We start from the raw sequence: 20,610 nt of genomic DNA on the forward strand, positions 1-20,610 counted from the left end.
GACGAATTTAGCCCGCTTTGTGCATCATCCTGTTAGAAGAAAACTATTAGAAATCAAGTGTCTAATGAATTATTATTAACGAACCGCTGAAATCTCAGCTTTAACACCTGTTTTTGCTATGGCTCTGCTTCCTATTCTTCATTACCCCGACCCGCGCCTGCACAAAAAGGCCAAGCCGGTTGCGGTGGTGGACGACCGCATCCGGAAGCTGGTGCGCGACATGGCCGAGACGATGTATGACGCCCCGGGCGTGGGCTTAGCCGCCACCCAGGTCGATGTGCATGAGCGCGTCGTGGTCATCGATGTGTCCGAACAGGGCAACGAGCTGCGTGTGCTGATTAACCCCGAGATCACCTGGAAAAGCGAAGAACGCCAGACGTATGAGGAAGGCTGTCTGTCGGTGCCTGGCATCTACGACGAGGTGCAACGCGCCGCGCGGATCCGCTATCGCGCGTTGGATGTTGAAGGCAATTCGTACGAGGCCGAGGCCGATGGTCTGCTGGCGGTGTGCGTTCAGCACGAGCTGGATCACCTGGACGGCAAGGTCTTTGTCGAGTACCTGTCGAACCTCAAGCAGAATCGCATCAAGACCAAGCTGAAAAAAGCCGAACGCGAAGCGCTGCGAGCCTGATCCATGCGCCTGGTCTTTGCTGGTACGCCGGAATTCGCCCGCGTCGCGCTCGACGCGTTGTTGGCTGCGGGGCACGAGATCCCGCTCGTATTCACGCAGCCGGATCGGCCGGCCGGCCGTGGCTTGAAATTAACGCCGAGCCCGGTGAAACAAGCGGCCGTGGCCGCTGGGATCCCGGTCGCGCAACCTCGTAGCTTGCGCCTGGATGGCAAGTTCCCGGAGGACGCCGCCGAGGCACGCGCGCAGCTGGAGCAAGCGAACGCCGAGGTGATGATCGTCGCCGCCTACGGCTTGATCCTGCCGCGCTGGACGCTGGAGCTGCCGCCTCGCGGCTGCCTGAACATTCATGCTAGCTTACTGCCGCGCTGGCGCGGCGCTGCGCCGATTCAGCGCGCCATTGAAGCGGGCGACACCGAAACCGGCGTCACCATCATGCAGATGGACGAAGGCCTGGATACGGGCGATATGCTCTTGGAACGCCGTGTGCCTATTGGCCCGACCGACAGCGCAGCGCAATTGCATGATGCGCTGGCCGAGGCAGGCGGCGTCGCGATTGTGGAGGCCTTGCGGGCGTTGCAAGCCGAGGGTCTGACCGCACGCGCGCAGCCGGCCGAAGGCGTGACCTACGCGGCCAAACTCGACAAGGCCGAAGCCGCGCTGGATTGCACGCAACCTGCCAGCCTCCTGGCGCGGCGGGTACGTGCCTTCAATCCCGTGCCGGGCGCGACAGTGCGTCTGCCTGGCTTAGACGCGCCTGTTAAAGTGTGGCGCGCCGAGGCCTTGGATACCGCTGCGCAGGCTGCACCGGGAACGATTTTGCAGGTATCTGGCCAAGGCATCGATGTGGCCACCGGGGCAGGCGTTTTGCGGCTGCTTGAACTGCAAAAAGCGGGCGGTAAGCGTCAGCCGGTTGATATTTTCGTGCGGGGCTGGCAGCTACCCGTTTGAGTCGCGCCACCCAGTGAAAAGCCGCGTCGAGCGTCATGCTTGCGCGGCCTGCCGCCCCTCAATACAGCGTTTTACGCACCCGATCCGCGAGTTCGCGGTCATAAGTCTCGCCGTCGAACGTCCCTGCGCTCAAGTCAGCCAGCATGCAGCCCACGCTGGGTAGGGTGGTGCGATCAACCTGCTTGTCGGCATCCCAAAGCGCGGAGCGCAGCAGTGCGCGCGAGCATTGAAAGTAGACCGTTTCTACCTCGACCACTACGACAGACCGAGGCGGCTTGTCGTTGAGGGCAAAGCGTGCGAGCAGATCGGGATCGACGCTGATACGCGCGCGGCCATTCACGCGCAGCGTTTCATTCACACCCGGCACCAGAAAAAGCAGCGCCACGCGCGGATCGGCCACGATGTTGCGCAGGCTGTCCAAACGGTTGTTGCCCCGACGGTCCGGAATCAGCAGAGTCTTGTCATCAGCGATGGTGACAAAACCCGCTGGGTCGCCACGCGGCGAGGCATCAAGGCCATCGGGGCCGACGGTGGCGAGAACGACAAAGGGCGCGGCCTCGATAAAGGCACGATAGTGCGGGTGAACGTGGTCCACTTCCTTGAGCAACGAGGCCGGAGCGGGCTCGCCGTAAAGCGCCTGGAGTGCTTCGGTATCATTAATGAAGTGGGTCTCGTTCAGGTCCATGGTTTCCTCTAGATGAGTCTGGCCGGCAGATCAGCAACGGTCAGAATGAGCTCGTCGGGTCCGTGCGCGCGCAAGGCATCGACATGGTTATAACCCCAGGCCACGGACGCCACGTTTACCCCCGCTTTGCGCGCCGCATCAATATCGCGCATCTCATCACCGACAAGCAAGCACCGTTGCGGCGCCAGGCGGTAACGGGCAAGCAGGCGTCGTAGCTTGGAGGCCTTGCCGAACATGTCCGTGCCACACTCGTAATCATCGAACCACGACGAGGCTTGCGGACCCAGCACACGCTGCACGTTTGCCTGCGAGTTGGAACTGAGCACCGTCATACGCAGTCCCGCCGCGCGCAGTTGGGTCAGTGCCTCGGGTATGCCGTCAAATAGCCGCACATCGGGTGCGACGTCGTGCATTTTTCTGCGCACATGCGCCATGATGGAGGGAAGCTTCCAGATCGGCACGCCCAGAAACGCCAGGATTTCGTGGGCGCTGCGGTATCGCAGCTGAGCGCGTTCCTCCGCGTTGGCTTTGCGAAACCCGTATTTCTCGGCCACCTCGTCCATGATGGACTCGAACCAGGGCAGCGTATTGGCCAAGGTCCCATCAAAGTCGAAGGCCACCAAGTCGTATTTCACGCGGTGCTGCCCAGTGGGTCCGTGACATGACCCCGGCGTAGCCACTGCATGACAGGGGCCAAGGCCTCGATAGGGGGCGCCGTCTGCACCACGCGCTCTGCATCCGTCCAGGGGTAGGGCAGGGTGGTGATCCAGCCAAAGACAGACGGCCCGGTATCGGCCGGCAAGTCCAGCATGGTTTCGATTGTGATGACCAGGCTGGTTGCGAGATGCGGTTCGCGCTGGAATGTCCAGTCATAGCGCCCGCAGCCGATGCGAACGCGCCCGCTGGCTTTCTCGTTCATGGCGACGAACCAGTCGCATGCGTAGTCCTCCAGCAGGGCTTGCTCGCCGGGATGGTCCAGATAAAACGTGTAGACGTTCTCGTAGGTCTGTCCGAACGTTCTGACCAAGGTTTCGGTAATGGCCTCGCGGCCATGAGCATGCGGGGGGAAAGCGATGGCGGCCGTGCGCAACGTCATTTTCAACGAGGCATCGGACGCAAAGGCACGCGTCATAAAGAATGGGCGATTCTCGTCCTTGGCGTGCAGGTAGTTCCGCATGACGGATGCGGTGGTGGGTGAGGAGGCGGAGGCGATAGACATAATCGATAAGGATGGGCAGAGCAGTCCGATTAATGCTCGCCTTGGTCTATCCATTTCGAGACCGTAGGCGGCGTGTAAGCGGCATAGCGATCCAGCAAAGCGGAGGGTTGTTGTTCAACGATGAGCATGGCGCGGTGCTCGGCGCGTATGAATGACTCTTGCACCGCGTGGTCGAGGAAGCCGGCCAATTGATCGTAATACCCGGCGATGTTCAGCATACCGCAGGGCTTTTGGTGCATACCTAGCTGTGCCCAGGTCCACGTCTCGAATAGTTCTTCTAGCGTGCCCGCGCCGCCTGGCAAGGCAATAAAGCCGTCCGAACGCTCGGCCATCATGGTCTTGCGTTCGTGCATGGAGCCGACGATGTGCAGCTCGGTCAACTCGCGGTGCCCGATTTCCTTGCGCATGAGGCTTTCGGGAATGATCCCGACGGCCCGGCCGCCTTCGGCCAGCACCGCATCGGCCACGGCCCCCATGATGCCTACGCTGGCGCCGCCGTAGACCAGTCCGATATCGCGGCGGACCATCTCCCGCGCCAGCGCGCGGGCGGCTTCGATGTAGTCGGGACGGTTGCCGGCGTTCGAGCCGCAATAGACACAGAGATTTTTGATTGTCATAGCGTTGAAAAGACAATGAACGGACTTTCCAATCGTGCCGAAAGCCCTCTTCCTAATCTCTTAGTTTACGCAAATGGCAGTTTGGCCGCGTGGCGGCCGGTTTTCTCGTGTGTCTGGACGGTTCGTAAACGGACATGCGGGGGCGCTCGCCAGGGGCGCCCGCGCATGCGATTGAGGGTGTGGCGGGTTTAAATCAGGTCGCCGTGCAGATCGTACTCGTCAGCGTCGGTGACCCGCACGCGCACCAGTTCTCCCGGGCGCAGTTGGCGTTCGGCGCTGACATATACATTGCCGTCGATCTCGGGCGCATCGGCGCTCGAGCGGCCTATGGCGCCGTCCTCATCGACTTCGTCGATCAGCACATCGATCTCGCGACCGATGCGGTTTTGCAGACGCGCGGCGGAGATCGCTTGCTGATGTTCCATGAAGCGTTCCCAACGTTCCTGCTTGACCTCGTCGGGCACCGGATCGGCGAGCGCGTTGGCTGGCGCGCCGTTGACCGGCGAATATTGGAAACAGCCGACGCGATCCAATTGCGCCTCGCTCATCCAGTCCAACAGGTATTGAAAGTCTTCTTCCGTTTCGCCGGGGAAGCCCACAATGAAGGTCGAACGCAGCGTCAGGTCCGGGCATTCCTCGCGCCAACGCTTGATGCGCGCCAGCGTTTTGTCTTCGAACGCCGGGCGCTTCATGGCCTTCAGAATGCGGGGGCTCGCATGTTGGAACGGGATGTCCAGATAAGGCAGGAGTTTGCCCTCGGTCATCAGCGGGATGACTTCGTCCACATGCGGATAGGGATAGACGTAATGCAGGCGCGTCCATACGCCTAGCTCGGACAAGGCCGAACAGAGTTCGGTCATGCGCGTTTTCACCGGACGGCCGTTCCAGAAGCCGCTGCGGTATTTCACGTCCACGCCATAGGCGCTGGTGTCTTGCGAGATGACGAGCAGTTCTTTTACGCCGGCTTTAACCAGGCGTTCGGCTTCGCTCAACACATCGCCCACGGGGCGGCTGACCAGATCGCCACGCATCGACGGGATGATGCAGAAGCTGCAACGGTGATTACAGCCTTCGGAGATCTTTAGATAGGCGTAGTGACGCGGGGTCAGTTTGATGCCTTGAGGGGGAACCAGGTCGATGTAGGGGTTGTGATCGGCCTTGGGCGGCGCGGCTTGGTGGACGGCGCGAACGACTTCCTCGTATTGCTGCGGGCCGGTCACGGCCAGCACGCTGGGGTGCACCTCTCGAATGACGGATTCTTCAACGCCCATGCAGCCCGTCACGATGACTTTGCCGTTTTCCGCGATCGCCTCGCCGATGGCTTCGAGCGACTCGGCCTTGGCGCTATCGATAAAGCCACAGGTGTTTACGACAACCACGTCGGCGTCGTTGTATTCGGGCGTGACTTGATAACCCTCGGTGCGCAGTTGCGTGAGGATGCGTTCAGAGTCGACCAAGGCTTTAGGACAGCCGAGGCTGACAAAGCCGACTTTGGGGGAAGACATGGGGGATACCTCGAAGGGCGCTTGTGCGCTCGGGTCGAAAAAAGGGGATTTTACCGTGGGCGGATCGCATCGATTGCAGGCGGGGGCAACAGGGGTTTTGCAGGTCTCACTACGGCTCATCCGAGGGGGGTTATCGGAGGTGTGTCGTCAGGGGCTGGTGCGTGGCAACGAGTCTCTGTCCCATGGTGCGAGCAGCGGCAATATCAGACCGATGCCAATCGAAATCGCGGCACGCTCATGATAATTTTTTGCCCTCATATTCCGTGCACGTTCTGGCTGCCAAAGCCACGCCTGATCCTTGCAATTCTCTTCGCGGGCTTTTCGATCGTGCAGGTCAAACCTCCTCTTTAGCATCCCCGTTTCGTGCTCAAACTCCCGTTCTTGCGGTTCTCATTTCTTTCTATTTGCCTGATCGGGATCACGTGTCTTGCTCATCCTTTGAGGGCTCAGTCACTGGCGACCGAGGCCGCGGATCATGCCGCTGACATCCAGCGCCGCCAAGATCAGCAGCTCGAATTGCAACGTGAACGTGCCGTGCAGCGGCCCGATGTGCTCTCGGATCCGGACGCGCCAGTGACTGGCTCAGAGGTGCTGCGGCTGCCGCAAGAATCCCCTTGTTTCGAAATACGGGAAGTGCTGTGGGACGGTGATTCCCCGCCGGCGCAATTGCGCCGTCAGGCAGAGGTGAGCACCGGGACTTGCGTGGGAGGGCGAGGTCTGCAGATGTTGCAACAGCGCTTGACTGCCATCTTGATCGAACGCGGGCAGATCACTGCCCGGGTGCTGATTCCAGAGCAGTCCTTGCGCGACGGACGCCTGATACTGCGCTATCTGCCTGGACGCATCTCGGCGGTTGAAGGCGATCCCACTATCGGTTGGTGGCGTACCGTCGTGCCGACCGGGCCCGGTGGCAACTTGAATCAGCGGGATCTCGATCAGGCGCTGGAGAATATGCGCCGGCTTAGCGGGCAGGCCGATGCCAGCATCGATGTGGTTCCGGGTGCGGGGCTAGGTGAGTCGGATATCCATATTCGTCCCGGCACGGGCAAGCGCTGGCATGGCTACGTTGGAGGCGATAACTCGGGCATGCAGAGCATAGACAGAGAGCAAGTCTATGCCGGCTTGACGTTGGATTCCCCGCTATTTCTGTATGACCAGTTGTCCGTGTCGTGGAGTAGCAATGCCGGATGGCGCGATCACGATTCCAACACGCGTGCAGGGTCGATCAATTACAGCATCCCGTTCGGGTACTGGATGTTTTTCGCGGGCGCGGGCAAGTCGACGTATCGGCAGACGCTGCCGGGGTTTGATGAACCCCTTATCTACAGCGGTAGCACCAAGCAATGGCAAGCCGGCGTGTCCGTCGTACCGTATCGCGGACCCTCATATAAGGGCAGCGCCTCGTTGGCCGTGGTGCGCAAGCGCACGTCCAGTGCGCTTAATGATGTGGCGATCGACGTGCAACGGCGGGATATGACGGGATACGAGTTGAATGTGGGCCATCGCCACTATGTGGGGCGGGCGGTGCTGGATATCGGCGGCGGCGTGCGCGGCACGATGCCACAGTTTTCCGATCGGCCGGGCTTTGTATTTGGCGACCCGGACTGGAATGGTCAAAGCACGATTCTGACCGCCCGTGCCGGTCTCTATCTGCCTTTTCGATGGGGCGAGCAAGCGCTCGCCTATCAAGCCAATTGGCAGATCCAACACGCCAAGACCGCGATCATTCCCGCCGACTATTTCAATATCGGCAACCGATACACCGTGCGCGGTTTTGATGGCCAGATGACGCTGGCTGGTGAAGACGGATGGTATCTGCGCAATGACTTGTCGTTCAACCTCGATCGGCTGCTTCGTACGCCGGGGCATCAGCTATACGCCGCGCTGGATGCAGGCCGCGTGGGGGGCGCTTCATCCCAGTATCTCACTGAACGGACCTTGATTGGCGCGGCGATCGGCGTGCGGGGACGATTGAGTTTGCCGTATGTCACAGCGGGCTATGACCTCTCGGCCGGTTGGCCCTTGAAAAAGCCGCAGGCATTGAAGACGGCGCCTACGGTTTATTCGCTGGCAGTGATCTTCGAGTTCTGAGTATCACCTCAACTCGCCAGATCCATCGCGTTCATCGGATATGCCCCGGTGGCCGATCGGCGTGCGGGCAAGTCTCAATACAAACCTGCGTTACGAGGTAAGCATGTCAAAGCTGCGCTCATTCGTTGTCTGGCTCATCCTCTGCACTCAGGTGTGGACGCCCGTCATGGCGCAGACGTTGCCGATCTCGGTGGACAAGGGTATGCCCGGACAAAAGCCGGTGGTCGTTCTACAGAACGGTGTTCCCGTCGTTCACATTGCACCGCCGACGGTGGGCGGCGTGTCGGACAATCGATATACGCAATTCAACGTCGGGCCTGGCGGTGTGGTGTTGAACAATAGCGGGGGCGCAAGTCGGACACAGTTGGCCGGGCAAATCAGCGGCAACCCCATGCTGGGCAATCAGCGTGCGACCACCATCCTGAATCAGGTCACCGCGCCCAATCCCTCTCAACTGCTCGGCGTTTTGGAGGTCGCCGGGGGACGCGCGCGTGTCATCGTGGCTAATCCCGCCGGCATCACCTGTAGCGGCTGTGGGTTCTTGAACTCGGATCACGCGACGCTTACCACCGGCCGCCCGACCATCGGGCCTGACGGCGCCCTGCGCTTCGACGTGACGACGGGCCACATTGTTGTGGCAGGCAACGGATTGCTAGGTGCTGACCTCAACCAGGTCGATCTGATCGCCCGGTCACTGGAAGTCAACGCCGGCATTTGGGCGCAGCGACTGAATGTGATGGCCGGACCGTCGCAGGTGGACGATGCGACGGGCGCCGTCCAAACGCGCCCCGGCGAGGGCGCAGTACCTCCGTTCGCCCTGGACACAGGGGCGTTGGGCGGCATGTACGCCAATAGCATCCGGCTGATCGGCACCGAGGCCGGCGTGGGCGTCAATATCGCTGGCAACCTGATCGCCATGACGGGCGACCTGCATGTAAACGCGGCGGGCGATCTCACCATCCAGCCCGGCGGCACCGCGCAAGCCGCGGGCAACGCGCATCTGCATGCCGGACGCGATCTGGCCATGCACGGTAACGCGACGGCCGTAAACACGTTAAAGCTCGCCGCAGGGCGTGATGCTTCGGTCTATGGCCTTGCAAGCAGCGGCGCAGGCCTGGACATCCTGGCGGACGGCGACTTGTCGATGGGCGCTCAGGCGGGCGTGATGTCGCAGGCCGCTGTGCAGTTGATCGCGGGCCGGAACTTGATGGCCCGTAACCGGTTAGTCCTCAGCGATGGCGACGTGACGGCATCCTCGGGCGGCAGCCTGCGATTTGGAACAGTGAGCGAGACGGAGTCGCAAACGCCGCCAGCCGCAGAGCAGCAGGGCGCAGGCTCTGCCGCCGACGACGCCTCGCCATCGGCCATCAAACTCGCCACAGCGGGCGTGATTTCCAGCACAGGACCAATATTGCTGAAAGCGGGTGACGATGCGGTATTGCCGGGCCAAGTCACTACGGCTGGCAATTTGCAGGTTAATGCCGCGCGAGCGATGAGTGCGGATCATGGCGCCATCTTGCATGCGGGCAAGGAGATGAATTTGGGCGCAGGCGCGGACATGCGGCTGGCCGGGACATTGCAATCTGCGGATATCACGCTGAACACAGATGGGGATCTGAGCGTGGACGGCAGCGCCTTGGCTGAAAACGGCGTGTTGCGCATGACGGGCGGAAAAGATGTGGCGTTGGGCGCCGCCAGTCATGTCCAAGGCAATGACATCCAGATGACGGCGACGCGCGACCTTAAAGCGTCTGGCGCACTGGCCTCGGTCGGACCTGTGACAGCGCAGGCAGGCCGGGACGCTTGGTTGGACGGGCCCTTCGGGGCCGCTGGCGATTTGAGCGTAACCGCTCCGAATTCCATTGTGGTTGGCCAGCGGGGGCAACTGAGCGCTGGCGGCAGTTTGACGCTGGCAGCGGATCAAGATCTCGACGTAAGAGGCGCCGTGCGAGGCCAAGGTGTCACGATGCTGACGGCGGGGAATGCGCTAAATGTGGGGGGTCTGGTTTCGTCTACGTTGGGGCCGCTTAATCTCGAAGCTGATGAATCCTTGACGATAGCTCCCCAGTCCTTCGTCGTGGCGGGCGGCAGGCTTAACTTGCGATCGCTAGGTGAACTGCGTACCGCAGGCACGGTTTCATCCACGACTGACCTGACGCTACATGCCAAAAAGAACGCGTCGTTAGGCGGTCACATGCATGCGGACGGGACATTCAAGGCAAGCGCCGATGGTCACCTAGCGACCCGTCCGCTGTCCCGATTGGATTCGGGGGGGACGTTCAGCCTCACCGCGAAGAAGTCGATGTCCGTCGCTGGCTTCGCGCGCACGAACGGACGCCTGACGCTCTCGGCCGATGAGGACTTGCGCGTCAACGGCAACGCTCTTGCGCTGGGTGGCCTGAACATGACGGCCGGGCACGACCTGACGCTTGGGGAGAAGGGAGAAACGCAAGGCCGTGGCGTCGCCATGCGAGCGGGCAGAGACGTCCGCGCAGGCGGGCGCTTGACGTCTGCTGGCGGTCTGTCGGTGCAGGCGGGGCGTGATGTGCGCTTCGAGGGTGAAACCAGCGCGTTAGCCGGCATCGTGTTGAGCGCAGGACGAGACATAATCGTTTCGTCGTCCGAGCAGCGCGAGACGCTGGGTCCTTCGACGCCGAGGGCCACAGGTACGGATTCCGCCGCAGGTGCACCCCGGCTGTTGATAGGAGACGGGCGCGCCAGTGGCTTGGAAGGCACCGAGTTGATCGGGCACAACGCGAGCAAGTCGGAGACTGCGTCGGCGGTGCAGTTGGCGCCTCGACCTCTGGTGCGGGGGCGCCTCTATGCCGGAGATTCCTTGCTCATGTCAGCGGGCAGCACGCTGGACGTGAGTGCCGGGGCACGGGTGCAGGCCCAAGGTGACATGACGCTGAAAGCCCATGATATTTACTGGGCCGGGAGGGGTTTGACGCATGCAGCGTTGGAAGCGCATGGCCGGCACGATCTACAGCTGGACGGCGAATTCCAGGGCGATGGACTGGTGCGTTTAACAAGCGCCAATGATCTGTCTCTGCGGCGAGATAGCCAGATACAAGGTCCGAAAATTGTGGCGCGCGCCGGGCGAGATGCGAGGATCGACGGGGTGATCGCATCGCACGGAGACGCCACGATCACAGCCAAGCGAGATGCGACGGTAGGCGGGCGTGTCCGCACGGATGGCGCGTTCGACTTGGGCGCTCATCGATCGGTTCGTTTCGATGAGAGCGGCGATGTCGTAGCAAAAAAACGGGCGAATCTGGAAACCGGCGGCGACATCGATGTAGCGGGCACGTTACGCGGTGACCGCGGTGTGCTGATGGACGCGGGCGCGTCCATGTCGGTGGACGGCGTGGCCAATGCTGCGTACGGCGCACTCGACCTACTGGCCAATGAAGATCTCGCCATCGGCCAGCACGGCGATGTGTCGGCGTTCGAATCCATCCTCATCGACACGAAAGGCTCGCTGGACGTGACCGGGTCGGTCACGTCCCGGTCGAACCTGACCATGCGCGCTCGACAGGATGCCACAGTCCTCGGGCAGCTCGACGCGGATGGCACCTCGACAATGACGGCGCGGGCAGGGGTGGATCTGCTCTCGGGGTCACAATGGACATCAAAGGGGGCTTTGCGTATCGCCTCCGACGGCCCGATTTTGGCGGCCGGCACCGTGCGAGGCACATCGGATGTGACGGTGGCCGCGGGGCGAGATCTACAGGTGGCGGGCAATGCGACTTCGATTGAAGGCCTGTTGCGGCTGGACGCCGAGACCGACTTGATTCTCGGCAAGGCGAGCCACATCTATGGCCGCCGCGTCGCGGCAGCGGCGATACGCGATCTCCGGGCTAAAGGAGAAATAAACGTTTCCGGCCCGGCGTCATTCTCCGCAGGGGGCGCTTCTTCCATGACGGGCAAGATCGCCGCTGAGGGACCAATTAACGTGAAGGCCGGCGGCGCATTTGACGCCGTGGGCTCAATCTCGTCGCAGTCCAACCTGACGATACACGTCATACAGGATGCCGAGGTCAACGGCCGACTGCATGCCGATGCTTATCTTCTGTTTACTGCCCTGGGCGATGTCCGGTCAGACGTTGCCTCCCGCTGGACGTCCGGCGCTCTCATGTGGTTCGACGCGGGTGGCCCGCTAACCCTGGCTGGCATAGCGCGTAGTCAATCCGGGCTGCGCCTGGATGCGGGCGACACCCTGCGCTTGAAAGGCAGGGCTATCGCTCGGGGCGGTGCGCTGCATCTAGAGACCGCCACCGATATGCGCTTTGGCGGTGCGAGCAAGACCTATGGTCGACGCATCGTGGCGCATGCAGCACGCGACCTCCATGCGCGGGGCAAAATGGATTCCCCGGGCAGTGTAGACCTGACGGCCGGACGAGACGCGACGATTGCCAGCGAGCTCGACACGCAGGGCGCCCTGGATCTGTCCGCGTCCCGCGATATGAGGCTGGCGGCCCCCGCGCGAGTCAACGCCACCGGTCGCGTGACGGCCGATGCTGGCGAAGACATGTGGCTTGAAGGCACCCTGCACGGCGAGCGCGCGGTTCGGTTGGACGCGCTTGGCGCCATGACACTGAGCGGCTCGACGACTGCGAAGGAAGAGCTGGACCTGACGGCTAGCGCAGACCTCACCATCGCGGAGCAAGGCTACGCCTGGGCCGCGGGCCCTGTGTCCGTTTATACCGGGCGCGATCTGCTCATCTCGGGCGAGCTTCAGTCGCGCGCCGGCCTCACTGCGCAAGCCGCGCGGGCGGCCACTGTGGATGGGCACGTGCATACGGCGGGTGCCTTGGACGTGTCCTCGGGCGCTCAGCTCGCCACGCGTCAGACGGCGCATCTCGATGCCGACGGTCCAATGACATTGACTGCCCAGGACATGCATCTAGACGGTGAGGTATCGAGCGGTAGCGTCATGTCGATCGATGCCAAGGGTCGCGTACACGTTGCGGGCAATGCGCTCGCGGAAAGTGTGCTGGCCATATCTGGTCTGAATGAGATCAACATGACGGCCGGCAGCAGCACGCAGGGACGCGGCATGACGATCGCAAGCGGGGCAGGCCTGCTGCTTGACGGCACGCTGGTGTCCCTCGAGGACATGATGTGGACCGTCTCCCGCATCGCCCACGCGAGCGGCAATGCCACGTCTGCTGGTCGCTTCAGAGTGGCCACCGGCGATTTATTGGTGGATGAATCGGGCGCATTCAAAGCCGAGGACATGTTGATGGCCAGCGTGCGCGGTAACACCACGATGCGTGGCCGGATGCAAGCCTCCAATGCCGTGATGCTCAGCACAGGAGATACGCTGAGCAGTCCAGGCCATCTTCTCGCGCCCCAGGGGAGGCTGAATTTAAGCGCGACACGAGGGAGTGTGGTATTGCCCGCGCGCTCCGTCCAGCAGGCCGGCAGCTTTATTCGTGTTGACGCGGGCCAGAATATCGAGGCCGCCGGCACGACTACCGCCGGGCATGACGTCACATTGAATGCCGCCCGGCGTGCCGCACTGAGTGGTTTAGTGCTGGCGCAAGCCGGCGACCTGACCGCGACCGCGGCTGCGGACATGACTCTGGAAAAGCATAGTCACGTGGAGTCTGGCGCATCGCTGTCTCTGGAAGCAAAGAATCTGACCAACGCAGGCACCACATACGGCAAAGCCAGCGTCAGGCTGTTCGCCGGCGAGGTATTGCGTAATACCGGCCTGGCGCGTTCAGAGGGAAATATGACTGTCCACGCGGGCCGCGAGCTCTACCAGTCCGGTAAGTTCGCTACCGCCGCTGAAGTCGACAGCGCAGCCGGCATGCAAGCCGCTCTGGCCGTGACCTCGCCAGCGATTTATCACAGCGGATCCAGTCAGTCCGGGTACGACCTGACCTTTACCAGCGACTCGCTGGATCTGGAAAATGGCACGTTGTCGTCGGCGGCGCGGCTCGCATTACGCGGAAAAGCGTCCATCAATACGCGTGGCGCGACCTTGTCGGGCGGCAGTGTCGATATCGCGGGCGGCAACCTGAGCAATCAGAACGGTCGGCTATCTTCGACCGGCGATGCGTCATTCAAACTGAGCGGACCGTTAGACAACACGGGCGGCGTTATCTCGGTTAATCATTCCGCCACCGTCGCAGCGAGCCGCATCTTGAATCCACGTGGCACGTTCGCCGCACGCCATCTCATCGTCCAGACCCCCAACGACGTAGTTAATCAGCGCGGTCTGATGCAAGGGTGGGATGTCTTGGATCTGCGTGCGCTGTTTGTCGACAACCGCGACACCGCCGACCAGATCCCGTCGCAATACGGATTGCTCGGGCGCGCGCTCAACATCACGACGGACAGCATCGACAATCGGCACGGCGCCATGTCGGCTGTCGATAAGCTGACCGTCACCACGGCGAAGGATATCGACAACACCCATGGTGTGATGTCGAGCCAACACGCTGCTGTGGTCCACGCGTCCTCGCTGCACAATTCCGATGGCCAGATGTTTGCCGATGAACAGCTCCGACTGACACTGGATCGTCTGCTGGGATTGGGTGCTATCCAGTCCGTTGCGGATCTGTTCGTGACGATCAATGGCGACTTGACGCTTTCACACCCCCTGACGGCCAACCGCGATCTGGCGCTGAGGGTCTCGCGTCGTTTCGAGAATCATGCCAAGGTCTCCGCCGGACGGGACATCACGATGCGAGCGGATCGTTTGCTCAACGGCCCGTCGGGCAAAGTCATCGCCCAGCGTCATAACACCATCGTTGTGAACCAGGATCTGATAAACGATGGTTTGATCGATGGCGCGGTGACGAAACTTCACGCGCAGCAGATAAGCCAGCACGGCCGTATCTACGGCGACCGCGTCTCCATCCAAACAGACGTACTCGAGAACGACGGGGCTTCGCCAGTGATCGCGTCGCGCGGCAGCCTGGACCTGGGCGTGGCTCGTCTGCTGGGGAACCGAAATCATGCGCTCATCTATGCCGCTGACGACATGCGTATCGGGCGGCAACTTGATGAAAACGGGCATCCCTATGGTTTGACGGACACCCTGATTAATCAATGGTCGACGATCGAGGCAGGGGGCAAGGCCGATATCGCGGCCGCGCATCTGCAGAATCTGAATCGGAATTTCGTCAGTGAGGCCGTGTATCTGGGTTCCACCCCCAAGATCTACTACCGGCCAGAACATTCCACCGACATGTACGACGGTGCCACGACCTGGCTATGCGATCTTGTCACTGCAAGCTGTAGCAAAGACCCGGCTTGGCTCAAGGATGACCAAGAGCGGCGCCTGTTGTTGCCCTCGACCACATACCCCGAACACCGCTACGGGCCCCCGTTCGATTATGCGAGCGGAGGACGCGGTGAGCGCGGAGTCAGTGCTCCTATCGCCCCAGCATACTTGGCCCCTCGGCGTCGCTGCATCATCAACGATGCCGAAAGCGAATGCACCATGACGGCGGAAAAGTTCTTTTATGCGCCCGATGCGCGCATCTGGGCGGTGTTCGATGTTGTTCCGCCGTCTGGCTCACGGCCTGAAAAGCCGGTGGAAAAGCAGCCGTGCTGGAGCCGCCGCAGTTGTGATGATCAGCGTGCACGTCAGGAGGCCTACGAGGCCGCGCTCGCCTCCTACGTCGCGCCGTATGAGGAGCTCAACAGACGCATCTTCGCCTTCAACGCCAACTTTGACGGGCGCATGGTGAAGAATTTTCACATCTATCGCGTCGACGAGACTGTATCCGAAAGTCGCACCGTGTCCTCCGATCCGGCGCTCATCGCTATCGGTGGCGATGCGGTTCTGCGAGGCAATGTCCTCAACGATAAAAGCCGCATCTTGGCGGGCGGCGCACTGAACGTCTTGGGCCAAATTCAAAACATTGGTGCGACGGGCGAAAGACGCGTCGAACAACGCGGTACCGTACAGCGCACTTACGAGAGGAAAGACAAACGCAAATACGACGCCGCGCAGCCCTATACCGGTCAAACCAGCGTGACTCCCATCGAGCTGCCAGTTTTTATGGCGGCGGGCCACCAATCCGTAAGCACACGGGAAAAGCCAGGCGCTAGTACCCCTGACGCAGCCGAGCGAGCGGTCGAGGTCAAGCGGGTGGCATTGGACAGTGGCGCCTTTGTTCTGACGGCTCCACCTCCCGCTCTCCTACCGGATAGCCAACTGTTTGTCGTCTCGCATGAGCCGCAGGCCTTGCATCGGGTCAAGACGGACCCTGAATTCACCGGCGAGCGACCCGTCGTTTCCAGCGATTATTTACTGCGCCTGCTGGCCAACTGGCGCGGGGCGGACCCCGTAGTTAAACCTTCTGTCATCGACAAGGAGGGGCCGTTGGATATCTGGACGCCACCCGTGGGTCTGGATCCGCATACCGTCTCGCCCTTAGATGTCGATCTGAATTCGGATGGCGTGCGCATCGGCGTATCCGTGCCCGCAGCGGATGGCGCCGTGCTATCGCATGGCGCAGCCACTGGAGGCTGGGGCGCGCTGGCCCCGGCGGGGGCTCGTTTCCTCACCCCGGCGGGCCAACCCAAACGCCTGGGCGACGGCTTCTACGAGCAAAAGCTCGTACGAGACCAGATATTTGCTGCCACCGGTCAACGCTATCTGGACAACTATCTGAATGCCACTCAGCAATTCCTGGACCTCATGGCTGCAGGTGCTGAGTTCGCCGCTGAACACGACCTAAAACTAGGGACGGCGCTTTCTGCTGAGCAGATGCGCCACCTGACCACGGATCTGATCTGGCTGGTCGAGCGGCCCATCACGCTACGCGATGGCACTATCGACTACGTGCTCGTTCCTCAGGTTTATCTCATCGTGCGCGATGGCGACCTCAAGACCGACGGCACCCTGATGGCTGGCGACACCGTCAACCTCTTCGCGGAGGGTGACGTCACCAATACCGGCAGCATCGGTGCCCGCCGCGCCACCGTCATCGCCGCCGACACCATCGTGAACCGTTCGGGAGGCAGCATTCATGGCGGCTCTATCGACCTGACAGCGCGAGACAGCATCGCGAATATCGCGGCGTTGATCAAAGGTGGGAACATCACGCTGACGGCCGACCGCGACATAGCTTTGACATCAACCACCAGCGATTACAACCAGGGCCAGACGGCCGGCCGTGATCTTGCCGGTGTATCGCGAGTTCAGGCCGACACGCTGCAGATGAACGCTGGTCAAGATATTCGCCTGACCGCGGCATCTGTCAACGCCAAAAGAAGCGCGGGGCTGCAAGCCGGCCGCGACATTGAACTCGGCACGGTGACGCACGCACATAGAGAATCCTACGCCTTTGGTAGACGCAATCGTGCCGAGTTCCGTATCGCTTCCGAGATCGGTAGCGGCCTAGCAGTAGGCGAGGATCTCAGCTTGCTAGGGGGTAGGGATGTCAATGTCCGTGCTTCCGAAGTCACCGCCGGCGCGACCCTCTCTGTGGGCGCAGGCCGTGACATACGGCTCGTGGCAGGCGAGGCCACCGGTGCAGCTCGCGATGAGCGGTATTCCAAAACGCGGAAGTTCCTCTCTCGCAAGACAGAGCATTCGATACTCTCGGTCGAATGGTCACGCGCCCAAGCGACGACCTTCACCGCCGATGCCGCCATCCTGGTGGCCGGCCGTGACCTCGATGTCGCTGGATCAACATTGGGCACGCAAGGCGATCTGATCTTGTCCGCCGAGCGCAATGTCAATCTCATGCCGGGCCGGAACACTGCCGACAGCAGCCATTACGAGCGTGTTCAGAAAACCGGTTTCGGTGCGATGGGTGGACTCAGCTATGGCTCGCGCAAACAGACCGACGCGGTGGACAGCGAAGAGGTCTATCACACGGCTGGCACCCTTGGCAGCGTTGAAGGCGATGTGCACGTCCATGCCGGTCACGGCGTCAATGTCACCGCCGGCCGCATTATCGCGCCACGCGGTGATATCAATCTGAACGCCCAGCACATCCATATCGGCGCGGCCCAGGACAGCGCGGTGGATCGAGAGCGCCACGAGTTGCAGCAATCCGGTCTGACCCTGACGGCCAGCAATCCCGTCGTCAGTGCCATGCAGACTGGCGTGCGCATGGCCGATGCGGCCAGCAGGACAGATAACCCTGTCATGCAGGGCCTCGCCGCGGGCACCACCGCGTTGGCCGCAGCCAACGCCTACGACGCCGTCAAAGAGGCAGCCAGTGCAGAAGACGCATCTGACATAGCCAAAGTCGGCGGCGTCAGCGTCAAGCTAAGTCTCGGGTCTAACAAAAGCAGCAGTCGGTACGACAGCGCGGCGACCTCCGCAGTGGGTTCGGCCATGGCAGCCGGTCGCGATGTCAATCTCATGGCCCAAGGCGCCGGTCCACGCTCCGACATCAGCATCATTGGATCCACGCTATCGGCTGGACGTAACGTATCGCTGATGGCCGAAGGCGATCTGTTGCTACAAGCCGCCCGCAACGCCGATGAGTTTCACTCGAGTAGCAAGGACAGCGGCGGCAGTGTTGGTATCGGTTACTCCACAGGCCAGACCACCGGCCTTACCCTCGAGTTGGGTGCCTCGATAGCGCGCGGCACCGAGCATGGTAAGGAAGAAACCTGGACCCATAGCCACGTCACAGCAGGTGAGGCCCTACGCCTGCAATCCGGTGTCGATACCACCCTGCGCGGCGCTACCGGCCGTGCCGAACAGATCGTGGCCAACATCGGCGGCGACTTCCGAATAGAGAGCTTGCAAGACAAGAGCCGCTACGCATCCAAGACGCGCAACGGCGACATTGAGGTAAGCCTGTGTCTTCCGCCATCCTGCGTTGGCAACAGCATCGCAGGCGGGTTCGGCGTAGGCCAGATGAAGAGCAATTTCGAATCCGTCACCGAACAAAGTGGCCTATGGGCGGGCGATGGTGGCTTTCAGATCGACGTTAAGAACAACACGCGTCTCATCGGCGGCGTGATCGCCAGCAGCGACGCGGCAATCGCGGATAGGTTAAACAAACTCGGCACCGGTACGCTCGTCACCGAAGATATCAAGAACACCGCGCACTACAGCGCACATCAGGTGTCGGTCAGTGGTGGCGTGGGGTTTGGTGGAGGAAAGTCCAAGGAGTCTGGCCTAGGCACCACCAAAGAGGGCGAAATCGCTGGCGGTGCAACCAAAGAAGCCGGCACGTCCGCCTCCACCAGTGCCGGCGGCCTCGGCATGGGTATGCCCATGGTCGCTGCCGCCAGCGGCAGCAGCAGCTCCATTACCTATAGCGCTATCAGCGCAGGTGACATCTTTATCCGCAATGAAGCCGCGCAGCAGGACCTGAGCGGCATGACCGCGACGGAGACCATCGCGTCGCTGAATCGGGATACGTCCGATACGTTAAATACGCTCAGGCCTATCTTCGACAAGGAGAAGATCGAAGCCGGGTTCGAGATCGCACAAGAGGCGAGCCGGCAGGTGGGGCAGTTTTTGGAGAATCGGGCGAAGGAGATCGAAAACGCGAAGTCTCGCGCCGACGATCCCTCGCTGTCGTACGCCGAGCGTGCTCAGGCTGCTCAGCAATACGCCGATCTGGAAACGAAATGGGGGGAGCAAGGTACGCACAGTCGATGGGCGCCTATCATCCTCGGCGCCGCTAGCGGCAACGTCATGGGGGGAACCGGCCAATTCGTACAGGCCGCCGCCGTGAACTATCTGCAGGCCTTGGGTGCTGCCGAAATAAAAGAACTCAGTCATCACTTGGGTGGCGAAGGCTCCGTAGGCCATGCGGCATTACATGCCGTTTTGGGGTGCGCGGGTGCCGCTGCGCAAGGCGCCTCTTGTGGCGCGGGAGGAGCCGGCGCATTTGCCGGGGTAGTTCTCAACAGTCTCGTAGCCAGACTGGAGCAAGACAAAACTCAGCCGCGGTCGCCTGAAGAAGCCCAAGCCCGTGCAAACCTGGTCAGCAGCGTCGTGGCCGGTGTCGCCGCAGCGATCGACCCGGCCGCCGCCGTGCCTGCCGAGTTAGCCGCACGCATCGAAGTCGAGAACAACAGTCTTTACCGGCACCGCGACAAAGTCGCACGCCTGAAAGCCGAGGTGACCCGCATAGCACTCGAGTCTTGCGCAAGCGACAACGCTTGCCTACAAGCTGAGTTCGCCCGCGCCGACCGGGCGGCAGCAGCCTACGAAACCGTCCTGATGCTCAGGCATTACCCGGCAATGTCCAAGGAAAAAGCCGACATGCTCGCGCAGGCCGTGCTGGATATCGCGCCTGTGGTTTCCAGTGCTAGCGCGATGTACGAGCTCGTGACGGGGCTGACGGCGACCGGAGATGAGGCGAATCGCTTTCTAGCGTCTATTGGCGTGGTGCCGGTGGTGGGTGGCATCGTTAAGAAGGGTGGCCAGACGGTGCAGCGGTTTGCTCAGGCGGATACGGCCCTTGATGTGGCGCGGCGGACTACTATAGAGCCGCCGGTCGTGAAATGGAGTGCCCAGGAGAAGCACTTCCCCGGTCATAATGCATACATACCTGGACGTAGCATTTTGACGAGCGATCCAAGGGAGCTGGCAAAAATGGCAGGGACCGGAAAACAGGTTGGTGACTTACCGACCGGGGTCCCAGGCTCCAAAGAGCGTGTGAATTTTGGCGGCGTTATCGGGACGTACATAGACGAGGTGGGCGTGGCAACGCCCACCTCGAACGGGATAATCCATTATTCTAAGGACGGAATCCACATCGTACCCGCGAGACCTTGAATTATGCTAACGATTGACGATCCAACAGTAAAAGCCCGCTTAAGTCTCCAGCGGGCACTTTTAGGCGAAGTGTCGGAGAGGCTACGCGCCGTAGTGTTTTCCGCTACCGAAGCGTCGCTAATAATTAGATTCTATATTGATGGCGAAGTGCGCGAAGAGGATAAAGAATCCGCTTCGACTGTAGAAAGCG

General features: G+C 61.5%; 9 protein-coding genes. 4 read left to right on the forward strand and 5 right to left on the reverse strand.

The window, feature by feature from the left end:
* Positions 1–118 precede the first annotated feature (118 nt).
* A complete protein-coding gene (gene def, locus GOQ25_RS07760) occupies positions 119–631 on the forward strand; it encodes a peptide deformylase (protein WP_160349891.1) in 513 nt (170 codons plus the stop codon).
* A 3-nt stretch (positions 632–634) separates the two neighbouring features.
* Positions 635–1,579 (forward strand): methionyl-tRNA formyltransferase, encoded by a 945-nt coding sequence (gene fmt / locus GOQ25_RS07765; protein WP_160349892.1) that lies wholly within the window; start codon positions 635–637, stop codon positions 1,577–1,579.
* Between the two features lie 58 nt (positions 1,580–1,637).
* Here the strand turns inward: fmt and GOQ25_RS07770 are convergent, their stop codons facing one another.
* From GOQ25_RS07770 to rimO, 5 genes are all read right to left on the reverse strand, one after another.
* A complete protein-coding gene (locus tag GOQ25_RS07770) occupies positions 1,638–2,264 on the reverse strand; it encodes a pyridoxamine 5'-phosphate oxidase family protein (protein WP_160349893.1) in 627 nt (208 codons plus the stop codon).
* 8 nt (positions 2,265–2,272) lie between these two features.
* The gene (locus tag GOQ25_RS07775) at positions 2,273–2,899 is read right to left on the reverse strand and encodes an HAD-IA family hydrolase (protein WP_160349894.1); all 627 of its coding nucleotides are present in this window, start codon (positions 2,897–2,899) and stop codon (positions 2,273–2,275) included.
* Positions 2,896–3,483, reverse strand: coding sequence for a hypothetical protein (locus GOQ25_RS07780; RefSeq protein ID WP_202109361.1), 588 nt, complete (start codon positions 3,481–3,483; stop codon positions 2,896–2,898). Before GOQ25_RS07780 ends, GOQ25_RS07775 begins: the two co-directional genes overlap by 4 nt.
* Positions 3,484–3,512: 29 nt before the next feature.
* On the reverse strand, positions 3,513–4,100 hold the full coding sequence (locus GOQ25_RS07785) for a TIGR00730 family Rossman fold protein (protein ID WP_160349895.1): 588 nt from the start codon (positions 4,098–4,100) through the stop codon (positions 3,513–3,515).
* 188 nt (positions 4,101–4,288) lie between these two features.
* Positions 4,289–5,605 (reverse strand): 30S ribosomal protein S12 methylthiotransferase RimO, encoded by a 1,317-nt coding sequence (rimO, locus tag GOQ25_RS07790; protein WP_160349896.1) that lies wholly within the window; start codon positions 5,603–5,605, stop codon positions 4,289–4,291.
* Positions 5,606–6,043: 438 nt separating this feature from the next.
* Between rimO and GOQ25_RS07795 the strand changes: the two genes are divergently transcribed.
* Entirely contained in the window at positions 6,044–7,696 is a 1,653-nt protein-coding gene (locus tag GOQ25_RS07795; protein WP_236844517.1) for a ShlB/FhaC/HecB family hemolysin secretion/activation protein, read from the forward strand.
* Positions 7,697–7,799: 103 nt separating this feature from the next.
* The gene (locus GOQ25_RS07800) at positions 7,800–20,420 is read left to right on the forward strand and encodes a hemagglutinin repeat-containing protein (RefSeq protein WP_160349897.1); all 12,621 of its coding nucleotides are present in this window, start codon (positions 7,800–7,802) and stop codon (positions 20,418–20,420) included.
* Positions 20,421–20,610: the final 190 nt, after the last annotated feature.

Origin of the sequence: Bordetella sp. 15P40C-2 (assembly GCF_009763235.1) — a bacterium.
Taxonomy (GTDB): Bacteria; Pseudomonadota; Gammaproteobacteria; order Burkholderiales; family Burkholderiaceae_B; genus Bordetella_A.

Excerpts from the sequence above, each read along its gene's own strand:
- def (WP_160349891.1), top strand. The coding sequence starts at position 119 with ATGGCTCTGCTTCCTATTCTTCATTACCCCGACCCGCGCCTGCACAAA.
- fmt (WP_160349892.1), top strand. The coding sequence starts at position 635 with ATGCGCCTGGTCTTTGCTGGTACGCCGGAATTCGCCCGCGTCGCGCTC.
- GOQ25_RS07770 (WP_160349893.1), bottom strand. The coding sequence starts at position 2,264 with ATGGACCTGAACGAGACCCACTTCATTAATGATACCGAAGCACTCCAG.
- GOQ25_RS07780 (WP_202109361.1), bottom strand. The coding sequence starts at position 3,483 with ATGTCTATCGCCTCCGCCTCCTCACCCACCACCGCATCCGTCATGCGG.
- GOQ25_RS07785 (WP_160349895.1), bottom strand. The coding sequence starts at position 4,100 with ATGACAATCAAAAATCTCTGTGTCTATTGCGGCTCGAACGCCGGCAAC.
- rimO (WP_160349896.1), bottom strand. The coding sequence starts at position 5,605 with ATGTCTTCCCCCAAAGTCGGCTTTGTCAGCCTCGGCTGTCCTAAAGCC.
- GOQ25_RS07800 (WP_160349897.1), top strand. The coding sequence starts at position 7,800 with ATGTCAAAGCTGCGCTCATTCGTTGTCTGGCTCATCCTCTGCACTCAG.